The sequence below is a fragment of the Arthrobacter sp. AL05 genome (genome assembly GCF_029960715.1).
Classification (GTDB): Bacteria; Actinomycetota; Actinomycetes; order Actinomycetales; family Micrococcaceae; genus Arthrobacter.
The window spans coordinates 17,659-39,144 of record NZ_JASBRC010000005.1; the positions used below are offsets into that span (position 1 = coordinate 17,659).

Below are 21,486 nucleotides of genomic sequence, written 5' to 3' on the forward strand. Positions count from 1 at the left end.
AACAGAGTATGTTCTTACTCGAATTGTAGGCCAGCGCCGCTTCCTGCACTAACAGTTACGCGGCCCCGGCCCGGGCTTGCTCGAAACACCAACTGTTTAATGTCCGTTGCTTCCCTGCCGCCACGACGCTGTGGAACGGGCCTTGCGGGGGGTGACCCCACAGCCCGGCTTTCGGGGACTGAGCTACTTGGTGCCCTCAGCCTCCGGCGCGGTCCCGGTGCTCTGGCGTCCGGGTGTTCCGGCTGCCGGTGCTCCCGCGGCGGGCTTGGTGCCGCCGCCGGGTTCCTGTGACGTCCCAGCTGGGGCGGAAACGTGACCTGGACCGCTTTGGTTCTCAGGGAGAGTATCACGCAATTCACTATCTGAGACAGCAGAATCCGAATGGTGGACGTCGCCAGAGGACGCCGGAACGGTCGCCGGCACCTTGTTTTCCGCGCCGTTTCCGGCCTTAGTACCCTCCGCGGTGGGGGCGTCATCTGCGGCATGGGCCGCGTCATGGTCGTCCGGAACCGTGATTTCCTCCGCATCCGCGTCGGCGTCCGTATCCGCATCGGCGTCCGACGGCGCACGGCCCGCCAGGTACACGGTGTCGAGCTCGGTGCGCTTGCGCAGGCCCAGGATGACGAAGATGGCCAGCGCGCCCAGCAACACGACGATGCTGGTCCACACGTTCAGCCGGGTGGTAATGCCGAAGAAGGTGATCTGCTCGGCGTCATCGATCCGCATCGCCTCGATCCAGACCCGGCCCAGCGTGTAGTAGACCGCATACAGGGCGAACAGCCGGCCGCGGCGGAAACGGAACTTGCGGTCCAGCAGCAGCAGGATGCCCACCCCGGCCAGGCTCCACAGGGATTCGTAGAGGAAGGTCGGGTGGAAGAGTGTGCCAGCGGCCATACCCGGCGGGAAGTTCGGATTGTCCGCGTCGATCTGCAGCCCCCACGGGAGCGTGGTGGGCCCGCCAAAGAGTTCCTGGTTGAAGTAGTTTCCCCAGCGGCCGACCGCCTGGGCCAGCAGCAGCCCGGGTGCGGCGGCGTCGAGGAACCCGCTCAGTTTGACACCTGCCCTGCGGCAGCCGATCCACGCGCCCACGGTGCCAAGCAGCACGGCGCCCCAGATCCCCAGACCGCCGCGTTGGAGCTGCGGGATCAGGGACAAGTCGCCGGTGCCGTCGAAGCCGGGGCCGAAATAGGCATCCGGCGAGGACACCACGTGGTAAAGCCGGCCTCCGATGATGCCCAAGGGGATGGCCCAAATGGCGATGTCCCAGACGCTGCCCTCCGGGGCGCCGCGCTTGGCCCAGCGGACGGACGTGAGCCACAGCCCCACGACGATGCCCAGCAGGATGCACAGGGCGTAGGCATGAATGCGCAGTGACCCCCATGGCAGCGGGATGTCGAAACCGGACCATTCCGGGCTCGGAATACTCGCGGGGATCATCGCTGCCGCGTGGAGGACTGACTGCATGTGTTTAAGCTTCTTCCCTGGTGAGGCCGGTACTGAGGTCTTTCGTCAAGGACGCTACCGCATCGACGCCGCCGTCGCCGATGGCCACGACCAGCGCGGTGCCAACAATCACGCCGTCCGCGTAGGCGGCAATCTCGCGGACCTGGTCCGCGTTGGAGACGCCCAGTCCCACGCAAACCCGTTCAGCGCCGGCAGCACGCGCGGCGGCGACGACGTCCTTGGCCGCGGAGCTGACCGACGTCCGGGCCCCGGTGACGCCCATGATCGAGACGGCGTAGACAAAGCCCCGGCTCGCGTCAACGGTGCGCTTCATCCGCGCCGGTGAGGAGGACGGTGCCACCAGGAACACCCGGTCCAGGCCGTATTTGTCCGAAACGGCCATCCATTCGGCGGCTTCGTCCGGGATCAGGTCCGGGGTGATGAGACCGGCTCCCCCGGCTTCGGCGAGCTGGCGGGAAAAGTCCTCCACACCCATCCGGACCACGGGATTCCAGTAGGTCATGACCAGCACCGCAGCGTCAGTCTTGCTGGTAATGCCGCGGACGACGTCGAAGACATCCTTAACGTGGAAGCCCTTGGCGAGGGCCTGCGTCGTCGCTGCCTGGATGACGGGGCCATCCATCACCGGGTCCGAATACGGGATGCCGATTTCGATCAGGTCCGCGCCGTTCTCCGCAAGGGCGATGCCGGCTGCGATGGTGTCTTCCACGCTGGGGAAACCGGCCGGAAGGTAGCCGATCAGAGCTGCACGGCCCTCGGCCTTGGCGCGGTCAATGGCCGCAGCGGACTTGCTGGCGGTCCGGGCCGCCCCGGCGTCGGTCAGGTCATTCACAGCTGTTCCCCTTCGGCGGCGATCTCGTGTTCGGGTGAATCCTTATCCAGCAGGTCGAACCATTCGGCGGCGGTAGCCACGTCCTTATCGCCGCGGCCGGAGAGATTAACGATCATGATCTTCTCGGCTGCCCTTCCGGGCCCGACTTCGGCAGCGAGCCGCTGGCCCACCTTGATAGCACCGGCCAGCGCATGCGCGGACTCGATCGCCGGGATAATCCCCTCGGTGCGGCAGAGCAAGCGGAAGGCGTCCATGGCTTCACTGTCAGTGATCGGTTCGTAGCTCACCCGTCCAATGTCCGCGAGGTAAGAGTGCTCCGGTCCGACGCCGGGATAGTCCAGGCCTGCCGAAATAGAGTGCGATTCGATGGTCTGGCCGTCGTCGTCCTGCATCAGGTAGGAGCGTGCGCCGTGCAGCACTCCGGGCTTGCCGAGCGTGATGGTGGCGGCATGGCGGCCGGTTTCGACGCCTTCGCCGCCGGCCTCGAATCCGTAGATCTTCACCGAAGGATCATCCAGGAAGCCGTGGAAGAGGCCAATGGCATTGGAGCCGCCGCCGATGCAGGCGCACACCGCGTCGGGCAGGCGGCCGGTCTGCGCCAGGATCTGGGCGCGGGCTTCCTCGCCAATGACCTCGTGGAAGTACCGGACCATGGCCGGGAACGGGTGCGCCCCGGCGACCGTGCCCAGCAGGTAATGCGTGTTGTCCACGTTGGCCACCCAGTCGCGCAGCGCCTCGTTGATGGCATCCTTGAGGGTCTGGGAGCCGTTGGTCACCGGAATGACAGTGGCCCCGAGCAGTTCCATCCGGGCCACGTTCAGGGCCTGCCGGCGGCAGTCTTCGGCGCCCATGTAAACAACGCATTCCAGGCCCATCAGGGCGGCGGCAGTAGCGCTGGCGACGCCGTGCTGCCCGGCGCCGGTCTCGGCGATGAGCCGGGTCTTGCCCATCCGCTTGGCCAATAGTGCCTGGCCCAGGACGTTGTTGATCTTGTGCGAGCCGGTGTGGTTCAGGTCCTCGCGCTTGAGGAAAAGCCGGATTCCGCCGGCGTGCTCGGCGAAGCGCTTGGCTTCGGTCAGCAGCGAAGGCCGGCCGGAGTAGTTCTTGTTCAGCTCCGCAATTTCTGCGGTGAACTCGGGATCGGCCTTGGCCTTCTCGAAGGTGTCTTCCAGCTCATCCAGGGCCGCGATGAGTGATTCCGGCATCCATCGGCCGCCGTAGGAGCCGAAGTAGGGTCCGGGGGCATGCCGCAGGGATTCTCCACCCTGCAGGAACGCGTCCACGGTGCTTTCGCCTGAGCTGGCTGCTGGCGCATCGACCATCAGTCTCACCATCCTGTTCCACTGCTTATTTGATCTGGGGGCCGCACGGAAGCCTGGCCGGCTCCGGACGGGCATCGCCCGGCCGGAGCACGGATCAGGAACGTGCGGCGATTTCTTCTGCTCCTGCGGCCATAAATTCGGCGATCCGCTCCCGCGGGGTCGCGTCGCTGACCAGCGTTTCGCCCACGAGGACGGCATTGGCGCCGTTGGCGGCATAGTGCCGGACGTCGTCGACGCCGCGAACACCCGATTCCGCGATGACCAGCGCGCCGGCGGGGATGTCACCGGCGAGTTCGGCGAAGACGGCACGGTCGACGTCGAGTGTCTTAAGGTTGCGTACATTGACCCCGATGATCCGGGCATCGGCAGCAACAGCCCGTCCGACTTCTCCGGCGGTGTGCGTCTCGACAAGTACGTTCATCCCGAGTTCGCGGCTAAGGGCCGTGAACTCGCGCAGTTGCGCGTCGGACAGGGACGCCACGATCAACAGGATCAAGTCCGCCCCGTGTGCCCGGGCCTCCCAGATCTGGTATTCATCGATCATAAAGTCCTTGCGCAGCAGCGGAATGTCCACGGCTGCCCGAACGGCGTCGAAGTCGGCCAGCGAGCCGTTGAAGCGGCGCTGTTCGGTCAGGACGCTGATCGCGGCGGCACCGCCGTCGGCGTACTGCACCGCCAACGAGGCGGGGTCAGCGATGCTGGCGAGGTCGCCTTTGGAGGGACTCCGGCGCTTGATTTCGGCGATGACCTTCAGCTGCTCCCGGCTCGCCGAAGCGCCGCCAAGGGCGGTCCAGGCGTCGCGCGCAGGCGGGGCTGCAGCCGCGCGCTCCTTCAGTTCTGCGAGCGTCACAAGGCGCTGGCGGCCAGCCATATCCTCCCTGACACCGGCATTGATGTCATCGAGAACGCTCACCCTTAGTGGCCGGCGTTCTTCAGCTTGCTGCCGCCAACACCGTATCCGGCTTTGCGCATGGCGAAACCAATGACCAGGCCGATCGCCATCACCACGCCGCCGGCGATGAAAATCGGGGTGTTGGCGATAACAAAGGCGATCGACATAATGAGCGCGCCGACCAGCATGACCAGGACGGTGGTCCAGGCGGCCGGGCTGTTGCCGTGGCCCGTCGGTTCGCTGTGGTCAACGTCGTCGTAGGAGTAGCCGGTTCCGGCAGCCGGCTTGGGGGCGGAAACAGGGGCATTGCTCATGGGAATCTCCTCAGGGTAAATACTGCTTACATTCTGCCATTTATTGTCCGTGTAGTTGGCCGCGCCCGCGGAATCGGCTCAAGTGGGGTCGTCACCGCGGGACAACCGGTCCCAGCTGTCGATCTCGTCAGTTGGGCCGGCCGGCGCCGCAGCCCCGCCGGCGGCGGCAGTTGCCGCGGTGTCATATTTTGTGCGCGAGCGCCAAAAGCGGCCTGCGGGGATGATCAGCAACGCGCTGAGCCCCAGCAGGACGCCGGCGACGACGGCGAGGACCGGGAACACCGTCACGTCCACCTGGACGTCGCTGCCGGAGATTCCGGTGGCGGCGGCGATGGAGCCCTGGGCTGCGGCCGCCGGGTCCGCGAGGACGAGCACGGCGGCGCCGACGATGCCGGCGGCGGCGAGCAGGATCAGCGCGGTGATGATCCAGCGGGCGATCCGGCCGGCAATCGACGCGGCCAGGCCGCCGGCGAGTGCCACCAGGGCCAGTGCCGTGACTGTGGTGGCGGCTTTGCTGCCTTGCACGTGCAGGCCGTCCTGGCTGCTGACGGCCGCCCCGAGCTGGGCCGGATCGAGGTGGACGGTTAGCCAGCCCTGCGTTGTGGTGCCAAAGACGGCAAGTGCCAGCGCCGTAATGGCCAGGACCAGGGTGGACTTACGTGCCCAGCGCGGAACCACCGGGCTGGTGCTCTTCACGACGGTGCCGCTCATGGCTGCGTCCCGGGAATGGAAATCGAGTCCGCCGTGATGTTGCGCAGCGACCGGGCAGAGTGGACGGCCCGCATCGGGGCGGCGGCCTTGTTGACCGTCTCCAGCGCCTCGGCGGCGTTGACGGAGTCGGCCACAATGCCGCCACCGGCCTGCACGTAGGCGCGTCCTTCCCGCAGCAGGGCAGAGCGGATGGCAATCGCCATGTCCATGTCGCCGGCGAAGTCAAGGTAGCCCACCACTCCCCCGTAGATCCCGCGGCGGTGCGGCTCAAGTTCGTCAAGCAAGCGCAACGCCCGCGGTTTAGGAGCGCCCGAGAGCGTTCCGGCGGGAAATGTCGCCTTCAGCACTTCGTAGGCGGTGGCGTTGGGGGCCAGTTTGCCCACCACTGTGGAAACCAGATGCATGATGTGGCTGAACCGCTCGACTTCCATAAACTGGGTCACGTCAACGGATCCGGCGACGCAGACCTTGGACAGGTCGTTGCGGGAGAGATCCACAAGCATCAAATGCTCGGCGCGTTCCTTTTCGTCGGCGAGGAGTTCTTCAGCCAGCGCCGTGTCCGCCTCAACGGTTTTGCCCCGCGGTCTGGACCCGGCGATGGGATGGGTGATGACGTCCTCGCCGGTCACGGTCACGAGTGCTTCCGGGGAGGACCCGACGATGGAGTACTGCCTGCCGGCAGTATCCTCGAGGCTGAAGATGTACATGTACGGGCTGGGGTTGGTATTCCGCAGAACCCGGTAGACGTCCAGCGGATCCGCGCCGCATTCCATTTCGAAACGCCGGGAGATGACCACCTGGAACACTTCGCCGTCGACGATCGCTTCCTTGCCGCGGTCCAGGGCGGCGAGGTAGTCCGCTTCCTCCCAGCGTTCCTGCACGCTCGAGGCGAAGTCGAGTGCGGCGGCGTCGAGCACGGAGACCGGCTGCCGGACGGGGGCGCTGACCTTGGCCAGCAGGGCCTTGACCCGGGCGACGGCGTCGTGCCACGCCTCGTCGACGCGCTCGGTGCTGTTGTCGAAGTTGATGGCGTTGGCAATCAGCAGCACGGTGCCGTCCATGTTGTCGTGCACGGCCATGTCAGTGACGAGGTTCAGCGCCATGTCGGGCAGCTGAAGGTCGTCCTCGGGCGGGCTGGTCAGCTTTTCCCAGTGCCGGACGGTTTCCCAGCCGAGGAATCCGACCAGGCCGGAGGTGAACGGGGGCAGGCCTTCGAACCGGTCGGTGCGGAGGGCCTCGACGGTGTCGCGGATCGCGTCCACCGGGCTGCCGCCGAGCGGGACGCCGACCGGCGGTTCGCCGAGCCAGTGCGCCTGACCGTCCTTGGTGGTTAGGGTGGCCCGGGACCGGGCACCGATGAAGGAGTAGCGGGACCAGGCGCCGCCGACAGCCGCGGATTCCATCAGGAACGTTCCGGGCTGGCCCTGGGCGAGTTTGCGGTACAGCCCAATCGGGGTCTCGGCGTCAGCCAGCACCTTGAGCCGGACGGGGATAACACGGCTGTGGCCTGCGAGTTCACGGAACTCCGCCAGGCTTGGGCTAATGATTCCAAGGTCCTGCATGGCTGTGATTTCCGCCTGTTCTTTCAGTGGTGGTCCTGATGGTTGCTTGGCTCTGGCCGGATAGCGGCGCCGCCCCGGTGCGGTTGTCCGCCGCGGTCAACTGCCGGGTCAGTCGGCGGGGCCGGTGACAGCGTCGAGATCGCGGCCCGCAAAACAGGTCCGGGTCCCGGTGTGGCAGGCGGCACCGACCTGGTCCACCCGGACCAGCAGCGCATCGCCGTCGCAATCCATGGCGAGCGACTTGACCCACTGCACGTGACCGGAAGTGTCGCCCTTGCGCCAATACTCCTGGCGGGAGCGGGAGAAGAACGTCACCCGCCCGCTGGTCATGGTGCGGCTAAGTGCCTCGTCGTCCATCCAGCCCAGCATCAGCACTTCATGGGTGTCAAACTGCTGCACAATCGCTGCGACCAGCCCGGCGCTGTCGCGTTTTAACGCTTCGGCGAGCCCTGCGGGGAGCGGGCCCGCAGGCGCGGCAGGAACGGTCGCGGCGACGGCGTCCCCGTTATCCGGAGATCCATCAAGCGGGTGGGCACTACCAAGGGCGGGGGCGGGCTGCTCAGACATCAGCTCAAGTCTAGTGCCTTCACTCGGGCCGGCGCCCAGTTGGCCCGCGGTCCGCTTGCAGCGCGGTCCGCCGAGGATCGGCGCCACCGCGATAAGATCGGGGCCGCTAATGCCAAAACTACGGCAATTCAAGTGCACACGAGCCGCTGTCTCGTGCTAGTTTCACAAGTGATGCATTTCGTCGATCCCTCCCGAGAATTCTTGGCCGAAACCCTGCTCGCGGCCGGCCCTGACTCCCCCACGCTCTGTGCCGGGTGGCAAACCCGGGACCTTGCCGCGCACTTGTACCTGCGCGAGCGGAAGGCCGCCGTTGGTCTGGGGCTGCTGGTGAAGCGGCTGGCCAAGGCATCGGACCAGGCCACGGCCGCACTGGCAGCGAAGCTCACGGCGCCGGAGGAGTACACCAAGCTGGTGAGGTTATTCCGTGCCGGTCCCTCCGCGTTCTCGCCAATGAAGATCAAGGCCCTGGACGAAAGCGCCAACCTGATCGAATACTTCGTCCACACGGAAGACGTCCGCCGTGCCGTCGACCGCTGGGCGCCCCGTGCCCTGGACGAGGACTACTCCGACGCCCTCTGGGACGATCTGATCAAGCGCGCCGCCATCTTGTACCGCGGCGTGGACCTGGGCATTGTGCTGGTGCGCCCTTCTGGCCCCCGGCACGTCGCCAAGCGCGCACCGGTATCCGTGGCGATCGTTGGCGAGCCGGGCGAGCTCCTGATGCACGCCCACGGCCGGACCCGACATTCGCTCGTAACCTTCGAAGGCCAGCCGGACGCCGTCGCGCTCCTGCAGTCAGCCGAAGTCGGGCTCTAGGCCGCGCAAACGCCCTCACCCCGCAAGCTCGGCCAGCGGACCCTGCGGGCGTGGCCCAGGCGCGACCAACCTTCTTTTTGCGTAATTGCGCTTAGCGGACGTCGAACCCTGCTGCCCGGATGGCTGCCTTGACCTGGGCGATCATGTCCAGCGGTCCGAAGTGGAAGACCGACGCGGCGAGGACAGCGTCCGCGCCGGCCGCCACCGCCGGCGGGAAGTGCTCAGGTTTCCCGGCTCCGCCGGAGGCAATGAGCGGAACCTTGACTGCTGCCCGCGCCAAGCGGATGAGCTCCAGGTCGAAGCCGTCCTTGGTGCCGTCGGCGTCGATCGAGTTCAGCAGGATTTCGCCGACCCCGCGGTCGGCAGCTTCACGGGCCCATGCGATTGCGTCGATCCCGGTGCCTTGCCGGCCGCCGTGTGTGGTCACCTCGAAGCCGGAGGGGGTGGGCTGCGAGCCGGGGCGGGTGCGCCGGGCGTCGAGGGACAGGACGAGGACCTGGGAGCCGAAGTGCCGGGTAATCTCATCGATCACCCCGGGACGCGCGACGGCAGCGGTGTTTATGGCGGCCTTGTCCGCGCCGCAGCGCAGGAGCCTGTCCACTTCTGCAACACCACGGACGCCGCCGCCGACGGTCAGTGGAATAAAGACTTCCTCCGCGGTCCGCCTGACGACGTCGAACGTGGTCTCCCGGTTACCCGATGAGGCCGTGACGTCCAGGAAGGTCAGCTCGTCCGCGCTGCCGTTGTCATACCGGTGCGCGAGTTCGACAGGGTCGCCGGCGTCGCGAAGCCCTTCAAAGTTGATGCCCTTGACGACGCGGCCGGCATCGACGTCCAGGCACGGGATAACGCGGACAGCTACAGCCATGACTTCTCCTGGTATTGGCTCACGAAAAAATTTCCGACGCCGCTCAGATGCGGCAGGCGTGGATGGTGCTCACCAGAATGGCGCGGGCACCCAGGTCGTATAGTTCGTCCATGATCGCGTTTGTCTGTTTCTTCGGCACCATCGAGCGGACGGCAACCCAGTCCGAATCGCGCAGCGGCGACACTGTGGGCGATTCCAGGCCAGGGGTCAGGGCTGCTGCTGCTTCCACCAGCTCCTTGCGGATGTCGTAGTCCATCAAAACGTACTGCCGCGCCACGAGAACACCCTGCAGGCGCCGGATCAGTACCTCGGCGGCGGCGTTCCGCTCGCCGGCGCGGCCGATCAGCACGGCTTCGGAGCGCAGGATCGGCTGGCCGAAAATCTCCATGCCTGCTGCTTTGAGGGTGTTGCCGGTTTCAACGACGTCGGCGATCGCGTCCGCGACGCCGAGCCGGACGGAGGACTCAACGGCGCCGTCAAGGCGGACCACCCGGGCGTTGATGCCGCGCTCGGCAAGGTAGCCGCGGAGCAGTCCGTCGTAGCTGGTGGCGAGGCGTTTGCCTTCAAGCTCTTCGACGGCGGTGAAGTCGCCGACCGGGCCGGCGAAGCGGAAGGTGGAGGCGGCGAAGCCGAGCGGAAGCAGTTCCGCGGCTTCAACTTCGGCGTCCAGGAGCAGGTCGCGGCCGGTGATGCCGACGTCGAGCGTTCCCTGGCCGACGTAGACGGCAATGTCACGCGGACGGAGGAAGAAGAATTCAATGTCGTTGTCCGGGTCAACCATGACCAGTTCGCGGGTGTCGCGGCGCTGGCGGTAGCCGGCCTCGGCGAGCATGGCGGAGGCAGCTTCGGACAGGGATCCCTTGTTCGGGACGGCAACTCTGAGCATGGGGAAGGTCTCTCTTGGTTGGGACGAAGTCCGTTCAGAAACAGTCCGTCCGGGAATTGTCGGTTCAGGCACAGCGGGCCACGCAGTACACCGGGTTCGCAGGCACGGCCTGCCGGTTCCCGGAGCGGACGTGGCTAGAGATGCTTGTAGACGTCTTCCAGGCTGAGTCCCTTGGCCAGCATCAGAACCTGCAGGTGATAGAGCAGCTGGGAGATTTCTTCAGCGGCGGCTTCATCGGATTCGTACTCGGCAGCCATCCAGACCTCGGCTGCTTCCTCCACGACCTTTTTTCCAATGCCGTGGACTCCGGAATCCAGTTCGGCGACGGTGCGGGAACCCTCCGGACGGACGGCTGCCTTTTCACTCAGTTCTGCGAACAGCGATTCGAAATTCTTCACACCCGCAAGCCTACTTCCTCGAGGGGGGAGGGTGCCTGCCGGGCCGTTCCGTGACGGGCGGGATGTGGGCGATGACACAGTCCGCAAGGTCCGGCCGGCGCTGCCCGGGGTACGGCCGGCGCTGCCCGGGGTACGGCCGGACCCCAACCGCCGCGGCTTAGCTGAATTGTTTGAGCGTCACCGCTGTCGCCAGTGCGGCGGTGACGGCCTCGTGGCCCTTGTCCTCGGTTGAGCCGGGCAGCCCCGCCCGGTCAATACCCTGCTGTTCCGTGTCACAGGTCAGCACACCGAAGCCGACCGGAACGCCGGTGCGCACGGAGACTTCCGTCAGTCCGAGCGTGGCTGCTTCGCAGACGTACTCGAAGTGCGGGGTGCCGCCGCGGATTACGACGCCGAGCGCGGCCACCGCGTCGAAGTGCGGTGCCAGCCGGGCGGCGGCGACGGGGAGTTCGAAGGTGCCGGGGACCCGAAGCACTGTCGGCTCGTCGATGCCGGCGTCTTTCGCTGCGCGCAGGGCGCCCTCCAGAAGCCCGTCCATGATCCGGGTGTGCCAGCTCGCTGCCACAATGGCCAGTTTCAGCCGGGAGGTCTCCTCCGGCTGAAAGGTGCTGAGGTCAATCTGTGGTGCGCCGTGTCCGCTCATCTGGGAATCCTTGTTCTGCTCAGTTGTGGTGTGCGTGTCAAAACGTGGGAGCGGCCCGTGGCGGGCTGCTGCCGGTTAGTCAGTCGTGGCTGTTCTCGAAGCCGCCCGGACCCGATGCCGGCGCCACCGGCTGCACGTCCAGGACCAGCCGGTGGTCCATCCGGTCCTTTTTCGTCTGCAGGTACCGGATGTTCTGCTCGCGGGATGGAACTTCGGTGGGCACCATCTCCACAACACGGACCCCGGCCTGCGCCAGCCGGTCCTGTTTGTCCGGGTTGTTGCTCAGCAGGCGGACCTCGTGGAGGCCCATGTCCGCGAGGATCTGTGCCGCGGCCTGGTAGCTGCGGGCATCCACGGGCAGTCCGAGCTGTTCGTTGGCCTCGACCGTGTCGAAGCCTGCCTCCTGCAGGGCGTAGGCCTTCATTTTGTTCGCCAAGCCGATTCCCCGGCCCTCCTGGCCGCGAAGGTACAGCAGGGTTCCGCCGAACTCGTTGATCATCTCGAGGGCATACGCGAGTTGCTCGCCGCAGTCGCAGCGGTACGAGCCGAAGACATCTCCGGTGAGGCACTCAGAGTGCAAGCGGACCAGCGGAGCCTGCCCGTCGACCGGTGGCAGCGGGGAGCTGACGGCCAGGTGCTCGGCGCCGGTGGCCTGATCGGTCCAGGCTTGCGCCACAAAGTTGCCGAAGGCCGTGGGCAGCTGGACGATCGGGCCTGCGCTGACCGGATGCGGCAGGTGTTCGGCCGCCAGCTGTTCTTGTGCTTCAGACGTCGTCATCGTTTCTCCTCCATTAAACGGGGTCCGTTGGATGACTGGCGGGCTGCGCCGCCTCGAGGTAGGCCACCAGATCCGCAATCGAGATCAGCGGGCAGCCGTGCTCAAGGGCGAAGCCGCGAAGTCCGTCCAGCCGCATCATCTCTCCGTTGTCATACACCACTTCTGCAATCACACCCACGGGCTCGAGTCCGGCCAGCTTGCACAGTTCTACAGCCGCTTCGGTGTGCCCGGCGCGTTCCCGCACTCCCCCGTTAACGGCCCGGAGCGGAAAAACATGCCCGGGGCGGGTCAGAGCCGCCGGCTGGCTCCCGGGATCGGCAAGGATCCGGGCTGTCAGGGCGCGGTCCGTGGCGGAGATCCCGGTGCTCACGCCCAGCGCGGCGTCGCAGGACACTGTGTAGGCGGTGCCCTTGGCATCCTCGTTGATGTCAACCATCGGAGGCAGCGCGAGGGCCTCGGCCCGGCCGCCCTCGAGCGGCACGCAGATCACACCGGAGCTGTACCTGATGGTCCACCCCATCAGCGACGGCGTGGCATGCTGCGCGGCGAAGATGATGTCGCCTTCGTTTTCGCGGTCCTCGTTGTCCACCACCAGGACGGGACGGCCGGCGGCAATTGCGCGGACGGCGTCTTCAATCAGGTCGAGCCCGGCCGGCGCGGTAACGGGTGCGGGCCCGGCCGCGTCGCCGGCTTGGCTAAGGATGCCTTGACGGGCAGGAATGTCCTTGACGGTGTTCACGCTGTTGCCCCCTCCGCGCGTACTGCTGCTCCCCCGGCTGCAGCGCCGGAAAAGGCGAGCAGGCGCTCAGTGTACTTCGCCAGCACGTCAACTTCGAGGTTCACGCGCCCGCCAAGTGCTTTGGCGCCCAGTCCGGTGTCGGAGAGTGTGGTGGGGATCAGCCCCACTTCGAACCACGGGGCCGGTTCGGCGGCCGGGCTCACCGCCGTCACGGTTAGCGACACGCCGTCGACGGCAATCGAGCCCTTCTCCGCGATATAGCGGGCCAACCCCACCGGAACACCGAAGCGCAGCCGGTCCCAATTGCCCAGCGACTCGCGTTCGAGCAGTTGCCCGACGCCGTCGACGTGGCCCTGGACAACATGCCCGTCGAGCCGGCCGCCGGCCGGCACGCAGCGCTCGAGATTAACGGGGTCCCCGGGGGCAAGCTCGCCTACTGTGCTGCGGGTGAGCGTCTCGCCCATCACGTCTACGCTGAAGTCCCGGCCGTCGATCGCCGTGGCCGTGAGGCAGACGCCGTTGACGGCGATGGATCCGCCTAGGGCCAGCCCCTCGGTGCTGGCGGGAGCGTGCAGCCGGACGGTGGCGCTGATGTCACCATTGCGTTCAACGGACAACACCTTCCCCTGCTCGGCAATAATTCCGGTGAACATCAGTTGCCTCCTGCGGCGGTGTCCGCGCCTGCGCGGGACGGGGTTGAATCGGCTGAAGAGTTGTGGGCGGCCGGCACTGCAGCCGGCGCGTTGCCGGTCCCCGCCGGGGTGGTTGGCGTGGGGCCGGTTGGCGTGGGGCCGGTTGGCGTGGGGCTCAAGTGCAGCCGCAGGTCTCTGCCAAGCAGCTGAACCGCGCCGCCGGACGCCGGATCCCAGTCCCACCTCTGGGCGTTCGCCAAAGTGGAGATGCCCAGGTCGTCCAGGGCCGGAGTTCCGGAACCGAGCAGGGTTGGGGCCAGGTAGACGATCAGTTCATCCACGAGCCCGGCGGCCAGGAAAGCACTCAGGATCCGGGAGCCGCCTTCGACCATAAGGTGGCGGACACCGGTGGAAAACAACGACTCCAGGGCCTCCAACGGCTCACGGGTGGGCAAGTGCAGCACCTTGCCGTCGGAGCCGTGAACGGCGGCGTCTTCGGGGATCCCCCGCAAACCCATCACAGCGCGCAACGGTTGCCGGCCGGCGGGTTTCCCGTCCGGTCCCCGGGCAGTGAGCCGTGGGTTGTCGACCAGGACCGTTTGTGTGCCGACCAGGATTGCGTCGATCCGGCCACGGAGGGCATGGTTGTCCGCCAGCGATTCGGGGCTCGAAATCCATTGGCTGGTGCCGTCGCTGGCGGCGATCCGGCTGTCGAGGGTCTGGGCGATGTGCAGGGTGACAAAGGGCCGGGCGGCAGCAACGGCGTCGAACCAGCGCCGGTTCATGTCCAGCGAGGCCTCGGCGCAGAGCCCGGAGCGGACGCGGACGTCCGCTCCGCGTAGCGTGGCCGCACCACCGGCCGCCGGGTCGTGTGGGTCATCTACCGCGTAGACGACGTCGGTAATACCGGCTTCAATGATCGCCTGGGTGCACGGCCCGGTGCGCCCGCGGTGGTCACACGGTTCCAGTGTGACCACCATCGTGGTGCCACTGAGGTCGATGCCGGCGGCTTTGGCTTGGTCAATGGCGTCCGCTTCGGCGTGCGCGGTGCCCGCCCCGCGGTGGTAGCCGGTGACGATGGGGGTTCCCGCGGCGGAAATCACGACCGCGCCAACCAGCGGGTTCGCGCCGCGCGGCCCCTGCAGCGCCGCAGCCAGGGCGGCGTCCATGGCGGCAAGCTCGGCGGTACTGAAGCCTGCAGCGGCCAGCGCCTCGACCGTCGTATCGGGCGTGGTATTCAGGACGCTCATCAACACCTCACCGGGCTTTCGCAAACCGTGGTGGTGGTCAAGAGCCATCGCAGAGAGTACATCTGGTTGCCGTTCCTTCCCTCAAAAGCGCGATGGCTCCGGGGGCATACGACAGCAACATTCCGCGGCGCCGGCAGGGCTCCGCAGTAACAGCTGTACGTGCTTCTCTCATCCAGACTTTAACTGTCGGTACCGGAGTTCCACCGGTTCAACCGTTTGCCGGCTATCTTCCCGAGGGAGGCGCCGGCGCGCGGGTCGCGGACTATAACCGCCGGTTCGGACTTACACCGACCCCGGAGCACGTATGTGTGTAGCTATTCTGGCACAACCGCCGGGCAGCCGCGGGTATTCCCCCGACCGGATGTTACGGCGTTGGTCCTTGGCGCCCGCGTTGCCGGCCTCAGCGTTAGCGTTGCCCGGCGGCCCGAAGCCGTTCGATGGCCTCTCCCGGATCCTCGGCACCGTAGACGGCGGAGCCGGCGACGAACACGTTGGCACCGGCGTCCGCGGCGCGGCGGATGGTGTCCTCGGTGATTCCGCCGTCGACCTGCAACGCCACCTGGAGGCCGGACGCGTCGATCGCCGCGCGGGCCCGGCGGATCTTGGGGAGCGTGAGGTCCAGGAAGGCCTGGCCACCGAAGCCCGGCTCCACAGTCATGATCAGCAGCATGTCCAGTTCCCCGAGCATGTCAAGGTATGGTTCGACGGCGCTGCCCGGCCGAAGGGCCATCCCGGCCTTCGCGCCGCGGGCCCGGAGCTCACGCGCGAGCTTGATCGGCGCGATGGAGGCTTCGGCGTGGAAAGTCACCGACGCGACCCCGGCCTCCGCGTACGCCGGAGCCCAGCGGTCCGCATCGTTAATCATCAGGTGGGCATCCAACGGCACCGGGCTGACCTCCTGCAGCCGTGCAACGACAGGTAAGCCCAGCGTGAGGTTGGGCACAAAGTGGTTGTCCATCACATCGACATGGACCGCATCCGCGTTGCCGATCCGGCGCAGTTCTCCTTCGAGGTTCGCGAAGTCGGCGGAAAGAATGCTCGGGTTGATACAGCACGTGGCCATGTGGAATTCCTTGTCATTCTGCTCGGATGTCCCGGTGCGGGTCGCTGCTCTTTAGTGCTTCAGTATTTCGTGTTGCTCAGGCTAATTTGTGGATTAGCGCCAGGAACATGGCGTCGGTCCGGTGCACGTGGGGCCACAGCTGGGCAGTGAGCTCGTGTCCGGCGTCGAGGTGGCCGGTGAGGCTGACGCTGTCCAGCACCGCACCGGCGTCGAGCAGTTCAAGGTCGTCGCGTTTGCGCAGCACATCGCTCACAACTGCGGTCGTTTCCGCCGGGTGCGGCGAACACGTCACGTAGGCCACCACGCCGCCGGGCTTCACGGCGTCCACTGCGGACTTGAGCAGTTCCCGTTGCAGCGGGCCGAGGTCCGTCAGGTCCTTGGGGGTCCGGCGCCAGCGTGATTCCGGCCGGCGGCGCAGGGCGCCCAGGCCGGTGCAGGGCGCATCAACCAGGACACGGTCGAAGCTTTCCGGCATCTCGGTGCCCACCTCGCGGCCGTCCCCGGTGCGCACATGCCAGACTTCGTGCGGGACCGCGGCGAGGGCCTGCCGGACGAGCTTCGCGCGGTGCGCGGCGGGCTCGTTGGCCAGCAGGGTGGCCCCGTGTTCGCGGGCCAGTGCGCCGAGCAGGGCTGCCTTGCCTCCGGGTCCGGCGCACATGTCCAGCCATCGTTCAGCCGGACTTTCCGACCCGGCGGTGCTGTCGCCGGTTCCTCCCTCGCCGGTCCTCGTTGTGCTGCCGCCAAGGTCGACGGCGGCCAGGGCCCGGGCCACGAGCTGGGAGCCAACGTCCTGAACACGGGTGGTGCCTTCCCGCACGGACGCGAGCCGGCCGAGGTCTCCGCCGCTGGAGAGCGCCGAGCCTTCGACGAGTTCCCCGGGTGTGGCGCCGCCTTCGAGCGCCTCGTCCAGGCTGCCGAGCCCGGGCAGCGCCACAAGGTTGACCACGGGAGCGGCATTGTCCGCTTCAAGCAGGTCACCGATTTCGCTGACGGGACGCCCGTGGGCCACCAGGGACTGCCGGAGCGCCCGGACAATCCATTCGGGGTGTGCGTAGCGGATGGCTGCCTTTTTGGTCTCATCCGTCTCATCGCTGAGCAGCAATTCCAGCCACTCCTCAAAGTTTCGGGCTGACACCTTGCGCAACACGGCGTTAATCAGGGTCGATGGCCCGGCGCCGATCACCGCGCGGGCCAGGCCCACTGTCTGGTCCAGCGCCGCGTGGGCGGGGACCCGCATGGCCAGCAACTGGTGTGCCCCGATCCGCAGCGCATCAAGGATCGCCGGGTCCAGCTGGTCCAGGGGCCGGTCCACGCAGCGGGCCAGGATGGCGTCATAGGTTCCCTGGCCACGCAGGGCCCCGTAGCTCAGTTCCGTGGCAAACCCGGCGTCGCGCTTGTCCAGGCCGTGGTGCCGGATCCGGGCGGGGAGGACGAGGTTCGCGTAGGCGTCCTCGGCTGCGACCGCGCGCAGCACTTCGAAGGCCACAAGCCGGGCCGGGTCCGCCCGGCGGGTTCGCTGGGACGGCGCGTTCTCGGTGAAACCGCGCTGCGGACCACGGTTCCGTTCCCGGCCCTGAGCATTCCGATGGCTGCCGTCGCGGCCGCGGCCGCCCTGGCCACCGCTTTGTCCGGCGCCGCGCTGGCCGCCTGAACCGCCGCGCTGGGGGCCGTTGCCCCGGCCGCTCGTCCCGGACTCACTCATTCGAATACCACGCTTTCCAGTGTTGCCTGTCCGCGCGCCCAATCAGCGGCGGTCATCATTTTTTTGCCTGACGGCTGGATCCGGGTGAGTTCCACCGGGTGCGAACCGGTGCCCACCAGCACTCCTTGACCCGCCAGTGCCAGCTGACCCGGTTCCAGGTCGCGGCCCGCTGGCCGCAGCAATACCGGTTCCAGCTTGATCCGCTGGCCGCCGAGGGTAGTCCACGCACCGGGTTCAGGGGTGACCCCGCGCGCCCGTCGTCCGATGGCCAGGGCCGGTTGCTGCCAATCGAGCCGGCCGTCGTCGAGGGTCAGTTTGGGGGCTGCGCTGATGTCGCCCTGCTGCGGCACCGCGGCGGCTTGGCCTGCGTCCACCGCGGACAGGGTCTGGGTCAGCAGCACGGCGCCGCTGTGGGACAGCCGCTCGAGGAGGGCACCGGCGGTGTCCTCCGGCAGGACTGCTTCGGTCAGGGTACCGAACACCGGGCCGGTGTCCAGGCCTTCCTCCAGCAGGAAGGTGACCGCGCCGGTGACGTCGTCGCCGGCGATCAGGGACCGCTGCACGGGAGCCGCGCCGCGCCAGGCCGGCAGCAGAGAGAAATGCAGGTTGATCCAGCCATGGCGGGGAATGTCCAAGGCCACCCGCGGGATGAGCCCGCCGTAGGCCACAATTGCTGCGACGTCCGGGGCGGCAGCCGCTATTTCTGCGGTCACGGCGTCGTCGACTTTCGAGGCATGGATGATCTTGATGCCCAGTTCCGCGGCGCGGGCAGCCACTGGCGACGGCGTCAGCACGCGTTTGCGCCCGAGCGGCGCGTCCGGCCGGGTCAGGACGGCGACAACGTCAAAACCCGCCGCCACCAGCGCATCCAGGGAGGGCACAGCCACGGCCGGTGTTCCGGCGAAAAGGACCCTCACTGGGAGTTGCCGAAAGCGCCGAAACTGCTGGAACCGAAGCTGGTGCCGACTGTCCTGGCCCGTTTCGCCATGGTCTGCTCCGTAATGGAGTCGTAGTTGGCGTTCCGGATCGCGCGCAGTGCGCTCTTGCGGTCTTCGCCCTCCAGCCGGTCGGTGAAGAGGATTCCGTCCAGGTGGTCCGTTTCGTGCTGGAAGGCCCGCGCCAGCATTCCTTCGCCCTCCACCGTGACCGGGTTTCCGTGCAGGTCCACGCCGGTGACACGGGTGTGGCGCCGGCGGCGGACCGGAAAACCAAGACCCGGGATGGAGAGGCACCCCTCAACTTCGTCGGGTTGGAAGTCTGCACTGTTCTCCAGCACAGGGTTGATGATGTGTCCCTCGACGCCGCCGATCCGGTAGGTGAAGACCCGCTGGCTGACGCCGACCTGGGGTGCGGCCAGGCCCGCACCTTCGACGTCTTCCATGGTTTCGGTCATGTCGGCAACAAGCTTCGCCAGCTCAGGCCCGAACTCCGTCACGGGATCGGCAACTGTGCGCAGCACAGGATCCCCGATGATGCGGATATTCAAAATGGCCATGTGCAGTCTGTCCTTACAGTGGGCGGCGATGGGATCCAGTCCAGTTTAGTTGCACATCAGCCCTTGACCCGGACGCGGCCAGCAAATCCGTCCGGGTGGATCGATGGTCTGCTCGCGCGGTGTAGGTGTCCGGTTTGACTGGCTGTGGCTTCCGGATGCCGGGGCTGGTCCGTTCTGAGGGCAGGGAAGCGGGCCGGGATTAGGGCGGGGATCTGCGGTCCGCACGGAGTCGCCAAGGCTGTGTCGCGCAAAATGTCAGACCCCCCGAGCAGAATGTTTATATGGAAGCCAGCAGGGATTTCATCACCGTCCGGGACACGGACCGGCGCGTAACTCCGGCCGGGCAGTCCGGAGTGGATGATGCCCTTGCCACACTCCGCGCAGTGGGCTCGACGGCAGTCGAAGCTGCTGCGGGGCTCGGGTTCGCGTCAGCGTCGGATTTCGCCGGCACCGTAGAGGAGCTCTCGCGGGTCGTGGAGTATTTGCAGGTTGTGGCAACCGGCGCGGTGGAACGGACCCGGAAGCAGGCGGCGGCCACAACAGCAGGCATTGTCGCTGGCAACTCGTGGACCACGGGCTGGCGGGAGGACCCCGGCACCGGGGCCGGCTGCGGCACGGGTGCGGGTGCGGGTGCAGAACCCGAGGTTCGTGCTGCCGGCCGGGAGGTCGCGGCCGGGTTGGAGCGCGCGGCTTGGGGCGAACCGGCACGGCGATCCTTGGACGCTGCGCCGGCCCCGGCTGTTGCGGTGGACGACGGGTACCGGAACGTCACGGAGTTCCTAAGGGCGCGGTTGCGGATCAGCTCCGCGGAGGCCCGGCGCCGGCTCTGCCTCGCCGGAACCCTGTTGCCCCGGCAGGGATTCACCGGGCAGGACCTGCCTGCGCTGCGCGCCGAGCTTGGTGCCACGGTGGCAGCCGGAGAGGTCCCGTCCCGGTCCGCGACCATCATCACCCTGGCCCTGGACCGGGTGCGGCACGTCTGCGACGAGGCAACCGCCGCCCGGATGGAGCACGCGCTGACCCGCACCGCCGCGGACAACGACCCGGACTTCCTCGCCCGCGTGGCCCGAAGCTGGACCGATGCGATTGATCAGGACGGCGCCGAACCCTCCGAAGAACTGCTCCGCCAACTCCAGGGCGCCTTCATCCGCAAACCCCGCCAAGGCCTCGCGCACCTGGAAATCTTCGCGACCACCGAACAGTTCGAGCACCTCCTCACCGTCATGAACACTGCCACCAACCCGCGGACCAGCGCTGCAGTGTACGCCGAAGCGTCAGGTGCATCGGATGCGTCAGGATCGTCGGGTGCGTCAGGAACGTCGGGTGATCCGGGTCTCGGAGGGGCCGCGGCAGCACAGTTGGACCTTCGTTCGCGCCCACAGAGGCTGCTGGACGGCCTGGTCGGAGCCTGCAAGGTCGCCCTCGCCACGGGATCCCTGCCGGCCGCGGGTGGACTCAGGCCGCAGGTTATGGTCACCATCGATTACCGCGGGCTACTGGCCCTGCTCCGAACCAGCCAGGACAGCCGTTCAAACCAGACCAGCCGTGCAAACCGGCAGGCCGGCACCAGTGATTCCGCCGGCCGGACGATGGCCCATACCGGGTCCCTGCTCTTCTCCGGGCCTGTCAACGCCGCCACGGCACGGAAGATCGCCTGCGACGCGGACATCATCCCGGTGCTGCTCGGCAGCGAAGGCAGGGTCCTCGACATCGGCAGGGCCACACGGGTATTCCCGCCGCACATCCGCAAAGCCCTCATCGCCCGCGACCAGGGCTGCGCGTTCCCCGGCTGCACAATCCCGGCGTCCTGGTGCGAGGCCCACCATGTCGACTACTGGTCACGCGGCGGCACTACCGGAACTGACAACGGAACCCTGCTGTGTTCGCACCATCACCATGTAATCCACAAGGAGCAATGGACCATCCAGGTCCGCACCGGGGTTCCCTGGTTCATCCCGCCACCGCACGTCGACCCACGCCAGCAACCCCGGCGCAACACCTACTTCCACCTTGCAAGCACAGAATTCACCGCCAGTTAGCTCTGCCAGGCAGATACACGGCATAGCCACAAGCACGGTGTCGGCTGGCCCATGCACGGCGCATGCGGATTGGTGCCCCGCGTTCCTGCCACCGGGGACCGAATGTTTTAGGGTAGGCCGATGCCTGGCATCGAGGGGTACTGGCTGCCACGTTTGTCACTGGCACGCACCTTCTAGACCCCATCGACTACCGGGAAGTCAAGGCTCGGCTCGAGTCAGCTGGCGGTGGTTGGGTTCGGCCCCCAACTAAAGTTCCTCTTTGGCAGATCCTGAACCGCCTAGCCGACGACGCGGCATATCCTTTGCACGGCTCCGCCGATCCGGGAATTAACGTTTTTGAAACGCCGACCCCTGTTGACTACTCGCCTGATGACTTAAGCGAGCAGAAAGCGGTCTTCGCTCCCAGTGACGTACGGATACCCCTGGCTGGCCTAGATCCAGAGTCCGAGCAGGGTATTCCGAGGCGGCGCCGCGAAATGCCACGCTTGGCTGCGTCCGAACCGCTGTTTCTGC

22 protein-coding genes and 1 riboswitch are annotated in these 21,486 nt (G+C 67.1%); of the genes, 2 read left to right on the forward strand and 20 right to left on the reverse strand.

Features of this window, described 5'->3' with window-relative positions; translation table 11 throughout:
• Positions 1–183: 183 nt before the first annotated feature.
• The 8 genes from lgt to hisI form a co-directional block, all read right to left on the reverse strand.
• On the reverse strand, positions 184–1,464 hold the full coding sequence (gene lgt, locus QK287_RS08255; protein ID WP_226774839.1) for a prolipoprotein diacylglyceryl transferase: 1,281 nt from the start codon (positions 1,462–1,464) through the stop codon (positions 184–186).
• 4 nt (positions 1,465–1,468) lie between these two features.
• Positions 1,469–2,296 carry a tryptophan synthase subunit alpha gene (gene trpA, locus QK287_RS08260; protein ID WP_226774838.1) on the reverse strand — a complete coding sequence of 276 codons (828 nt, stop codon included), beginning with the start codon at positions 2,294–2,296 and terminating at the stop codon, positions 1,469–1,471.
• A complete protein-coding gene (trpB, locus tag QK287_RS08265) occupies positions 2,293–3,618 on the reverse strand; it encodes a tryptophan synthase subunit beta (RefSeq protein WP_226774837.1) in 1,326 nt (441 codons plus the stop codon). Before trpB ends, trpA begins: the two co-directional genes overlap by 4 nt.
• A gap of 94 nt (positions 3,619–3,712) precedes the next feature.
• A complete protein-coding gene (gene trpC / locus QK287_RS08270) occupies positions 3,713–4,531 on the reverse strand; it encodes an indole-3-glycerol phosphate synthase TrpC (protein WP_282359822.1) in 819 nt (272 codons plus the stop codon).
• A 2-nt stretch (positions 4,532–4,533) separates the two neighbouring features.
• Complete coding sequence (locus tag QK287_RS08275; protein ID WP_226774835.1) at positions 4,534–4,824, reverse strand: HGxxPAAW family protein; 291 nt, start codon at positions 4,822–4,824, stop codon at positions 4,534–4,536.
• Between the two features lie 78 nt (positions 4,825–4,902).
• Positions 4,903–5,535, reverse strand: a complete 633-nt coding sequence (locus QK287_RS08280; protein ID WP_226774834.1) for a Trp biosynthesis-associated membrane protein — start codon at positions 5,533–5,535, stop codon at positions 4,903–4,905.
• The gene (locus tag QK287_RS08285) at positions 5,532–7,097 is read right to left on the reverse strand and encodes an anthranilate synthase component I (protein ID WP_226774833.1); all 1,566 of its coding nucleotides are present in this window, start codon (positions 7,095–7,097) and stop codon (positions 5,532–5,534) included. The genes QK287_RS08280 and QK287_RS08285 overlap by 4 nt, the downstream gene beginning before the upstream one ends.
• A gap of 108 nt (positions 7,098–7,205) precedes the next feature.
• Positions 7,206–7,664 carry a phosphoribosyl-AMP cyclohydrolase gene (gene hisI / locus QK287_RS08290; RefSeq protein ID WP_226774832.1) on the reverse strand — a complete coding sequence of 153 codons (459 nt, stop codon included), beginning with the start codon at positions 7,662–7,664 and terminating at the stop codon, positions 7,206–7,208.
• A gap of 171 nt (positions 7,665–7,835) precedes the next feature.
• Here hisI and QK287_RS08295 point away from each other — a divergent pair, with 171 nt between their 5' ends.
• Positions 7,836–8,480, forward strand: coding sequence for a TIGR03085 family metal-binding protein (locus QK287_RS08295; RefSeq protein ID WP_226774130.1), 645 nt, complete (start codon positions 7,836–7,838; stop codon positions 8,478–8,480).
• 91 nt (positions 8,481–8,571) lie between these two features.
• Here the strand turns inward: QK287_RS08295 and hisF are convergent, their stop codons facing one another.
• From hisF to def, 12 genes are all read right to left on the reverse strand, one after another.
• A complete protein-coding gene (hisF, locus tag QK287_RS08300) occupies positions 8,572–9,348 on the reverse strand; it encodes an imidazole glycerol phosphate synthase subunit HisF (protein WP_253033081.1) in 777 nt (258 codons plus the stop codon).
• Between the two features lie 43 nt (positions 9,349–9,391).
• Entirely contained in the window at positions 9,392–10,234 is an 843-nt protein-coding gene (hisG, locus tag QK287_RS08305; RefSeq protein WP_226773562.1) for an ATP phosphoribosyltransferase, read from the reverse strand.
• 134 nt (positions 10,235–10,368) lie between these two features.
• Complete coding sequence (locus QK287_RS08310; RefSeq protein WP_024367461.1) at positions 10,369–10,632, reverse strand: phosphoribosyl-ATP diphosphatase; 264 nt, start codon at positions 10,630–10,632, stop codon at positions 10,369–10,371.
• A 157-nt stretch (positions 10,633–10,789) separates the two neighbouring features.
• Positions 10,790–11,275 (reverse strand): 6,7-dimethyl-8-ribityllumazine synthase, encoded by a 486-nt coding sequence (ribH, locus tag QK287_RS08315; RefSeq protein WP_226773561.1) that lies wholly within the window; start codon positions 11,273–11,275, stop codon positions 10,790–10,792.
• A 79-nt stretch (positions 11,276–11,354) separates the two neighbouring features.
• Positions 11,355–12,053 carry a GTP cyclohydrolase II gene (ribA, locus tag QK287_RS08320; RefSeq protein WP_226773560.1) on the reverse strand — a complete coding sequence of 233 codons (699 nt, stop codon included), beginning with the start codon at positions 12,051–12,053 and terminating at the stop codon, positions 11,355–11,357.
• 13 nt (positions 12,054–12,066) lie between these two features.
• A complete protein-coding gene (ribB, locus tag QK287_RS08325) occupies positions 12,067–12,756 on the reverse strand; it encodes a 3,4-dihydroxy-2-butanone-4-phosphate synthase (protein ID WP_226773565.1) in 690 nt (229 codons plus the stop codon).
• A 32-nt stretch (positions 12,757–12,788) separates the two neighbouring features.
• The gene (locus tag QK287_RS08330; protein ID WP_282359827.1) at positions 12,789–13,445 is read right to left on the reverse strand and encodes a riboflavin synthase; all 657 of its coding nucleotides are present in this window, start codon (positions 13,443–13,445) and stop codon (positions 12,789–12,791) included.
• Positions 13,445–14,674, reverse strand: a complete 1,230-nt coding sequence (ribD, locus tag QK287_RS08335) for a bifunctional diaminohydroxyphosphoribosylaminopyrimidine deaminase/5-amino-6-(5-phosphoribosylamino)uracil reductase RibD (RefSeq protein ID WP_226773558.1) — start codon at positions 14,672–14,674, stop codon at positions 13,445–13,447. The genes QK287_RS08330 and ribD overlap by 1 nt, the downstream gene beginning before the upstream one ends.
• A 155-nt stretch (positions 14,675–14,829) precedes the next feature.
• Positions 14,830–14,980, reverse strand: a riboswitch (FMN riboswitch).
• 100 nt (positions 14,981–15,080) lie between these two features.
• A complete protein-coding gene (gene rpe, locus QK287_RS08340) occupies positions 15,081–15,737 on the reverse strand; it encodes a ribulose-phosphate 3-epimerase (protein ID WP_226773557.1) in 657 nt (218 codons plus the stop codon).
• A gap of 76 nt (positions 15,738–15,813) precedes the next feature.
• Positions 15,814–17,439 carry a transcription antitermination factor NusB gene (locus QK287_RS08345; RefSeq protein ID WP_226773556.1) on the reverse strand — a complete coding sequence of 542 codons (1,626 nt, stop codon included), beginning with the start codon at positions 17,437–17,439 and terminating at the stop codon, positions 15,814–15,816.
• Positions 17,436–18,356 carry a methionyl-tRNA formyltransferase gene (gene fmt / locus QK287_RS08350; RefSeq protein WP_226773555.1) on the reverse strand — a complete coding sequence of 307 codons (921 nt, stop codon included), beginning with the start codon at positions 18,354–18,356 and terminating at the stop codon, positions 17,436–17,438. Before fmt ends, QK287_RS08345 begins: the two co-directional genes overlap by 4 nt.
• Entirely contained in the window at positions 18,353–18,934 is a 582-nt protein-coding gene (gene def / locus QK287_RS08355) for a peptide deformylase (protein ID WP_226773554.1), read from the reverse strand. The genes fmt and def overlap by 4 nt, the downstream gene beginning before the upstream one ends.
• 281 nt (positions 18,935–19,215) lie before the next feature.
• Here def and QK287_RS08360 point away from each other — a divergent pair, with 281 nt between their 5' ends.
• Positions 19,216–20,973, forward strand: a complete 1,758-nt coding sequence (locus tag QK287_RS08360) for an HNH endonuclease signature motif containing protein (RefSeq protein WP_226773553.1) — start codon at positions 19,216–19,218, stop codon at positions 20,971–20,973.
• Positions 20,974–21,486 lie beyond the last annotated feature (513 nt).

What these genes read in the sequence shown, in the direction of transcription:
- QK287_RS08285 (WP_226774833.1), bottom strand. Translation starts at nt 7,097, where the DNA reads ATGCAGGACCTTGGAATCATTAGCCCAAGCCTGGCGGAGTTCCGTGAA.
- QK287_RS08275 (WP_226774835.1), bottom strand. Translation starts at nt 4,824, where the DNA reads ATGAGCAATGCCCCTGTTTCCGCCCCCAAGCCGGCTGCCGGAACCGGC.
- ribA (WP_226773560.1), bottom strand. Translation starts at nt 12,053, where the DNA reads ATGACGACGTCTGAAGCACAAGAACAGCTGGCGGCCGAACACCTGCCG.
- hisI (WP_226774832.1), bottom strand. Translation starts at nt 7,664, where the DNA reads ATGTCTGAGCAGCCCGCCCCCGCCCTTGGTAGTGCCCACCCGCTTGAT.
- QK287_RS08295 (WP_226774130.1), top strand. Translation starts at nt 7,836, where the DNA reads ATGCATTTCGTCGATCCCTCCCGAGAATTCTTGGCCGAAACCCTGCTC.
- ribH (WP_226773561.1), bottom strand. Translation starts at nt 11,275, where the DNA reads ATGAGCGGACACGGCGCACCACAGATTGACCTCAGCACCTTTCAGCCG.
- QK287_RS08360 (WP_226773553.1), top strand. Translation starts at nt 19,216, where the DNA reads ATGGAAGCCAGCAGGGATTTCATCACCGTCCGGGACACGGACCGGCGC.
- rpe (WP_226773557.1), bottom strand. Translation starts at nt 15,737, where the DNA reads ATGGCCACGTGCTGTATCAACCCGAGCATTCTTTCCGCCGACTTCGCG.
- hisG (WP_226773562.1), bottom strand. Translation starts at nt 10,234, where the DNA reads ATGCTCAGAGTTGCCGTCCCGAACAAGGGATCCCTGTCCGAAGCTGCC.
- def (WP_226773554.1), bottom strand. Translation starts at nt 18,934, where the DNA reads ATGGCCATTTTGAATATCCGCATCATCGGGGATCCTGTGCTGCGCACA.
- QK287_RS08330 (WP_282359827.1), bottom strand. Translation starts at nt 13,445, where the DNA reads ATGTTCACCGGAATTATTGCCGAGCAGGGGAAGGTGTTGTCCGTTGAA.
- QK287_RS08280 (WP_226774834.1), bottom strand. Translation starts at nt 5,535, where the DNA reads ATGAGCGGCACCGTCGTGAAGAGCACCAGCCCGGTGGTTCCGCGCTGG.
- QK287_RS08345 (WP_226773556.1), bottom strand. Translation starts at nt 17,439, where the DNA reads ATGAGTGAGTCCGGGACGAGCGGCCGGGGCAACGGCCCCCAGCGCGGC.
- trpB (WP_226774837.1), bottom strand. Translation starts at nt 3,618, where the DNA reads ATGGTCGATGCGCCAGCAGCCAGCTCAGGCGAAAGCACCGTGGACGCG.
- ribD (WP_226773558.1), bottom strand. Translation starts at nt 14,674, where the DNA reads ATGAGCGTCCTGAATACCACGCCCGATACGACGGTCGAGGCGCTGGCC.
- hisF (WP_253033081.1), bottom strand. Translation starts at nt 9,348, where the DNA reads ATGGCTGTAGCTGTCCGCGTTATCCCGTGCCTGGACGTCGATGCCGGC.
- lgt (WP_226774839.1), bottom strand. Translation starts at nt 1,464, where the DNA reads ATGCAGTCAGTCCTCCACGCGGCAGCGATGATCCCCGCGAGTATTCCG.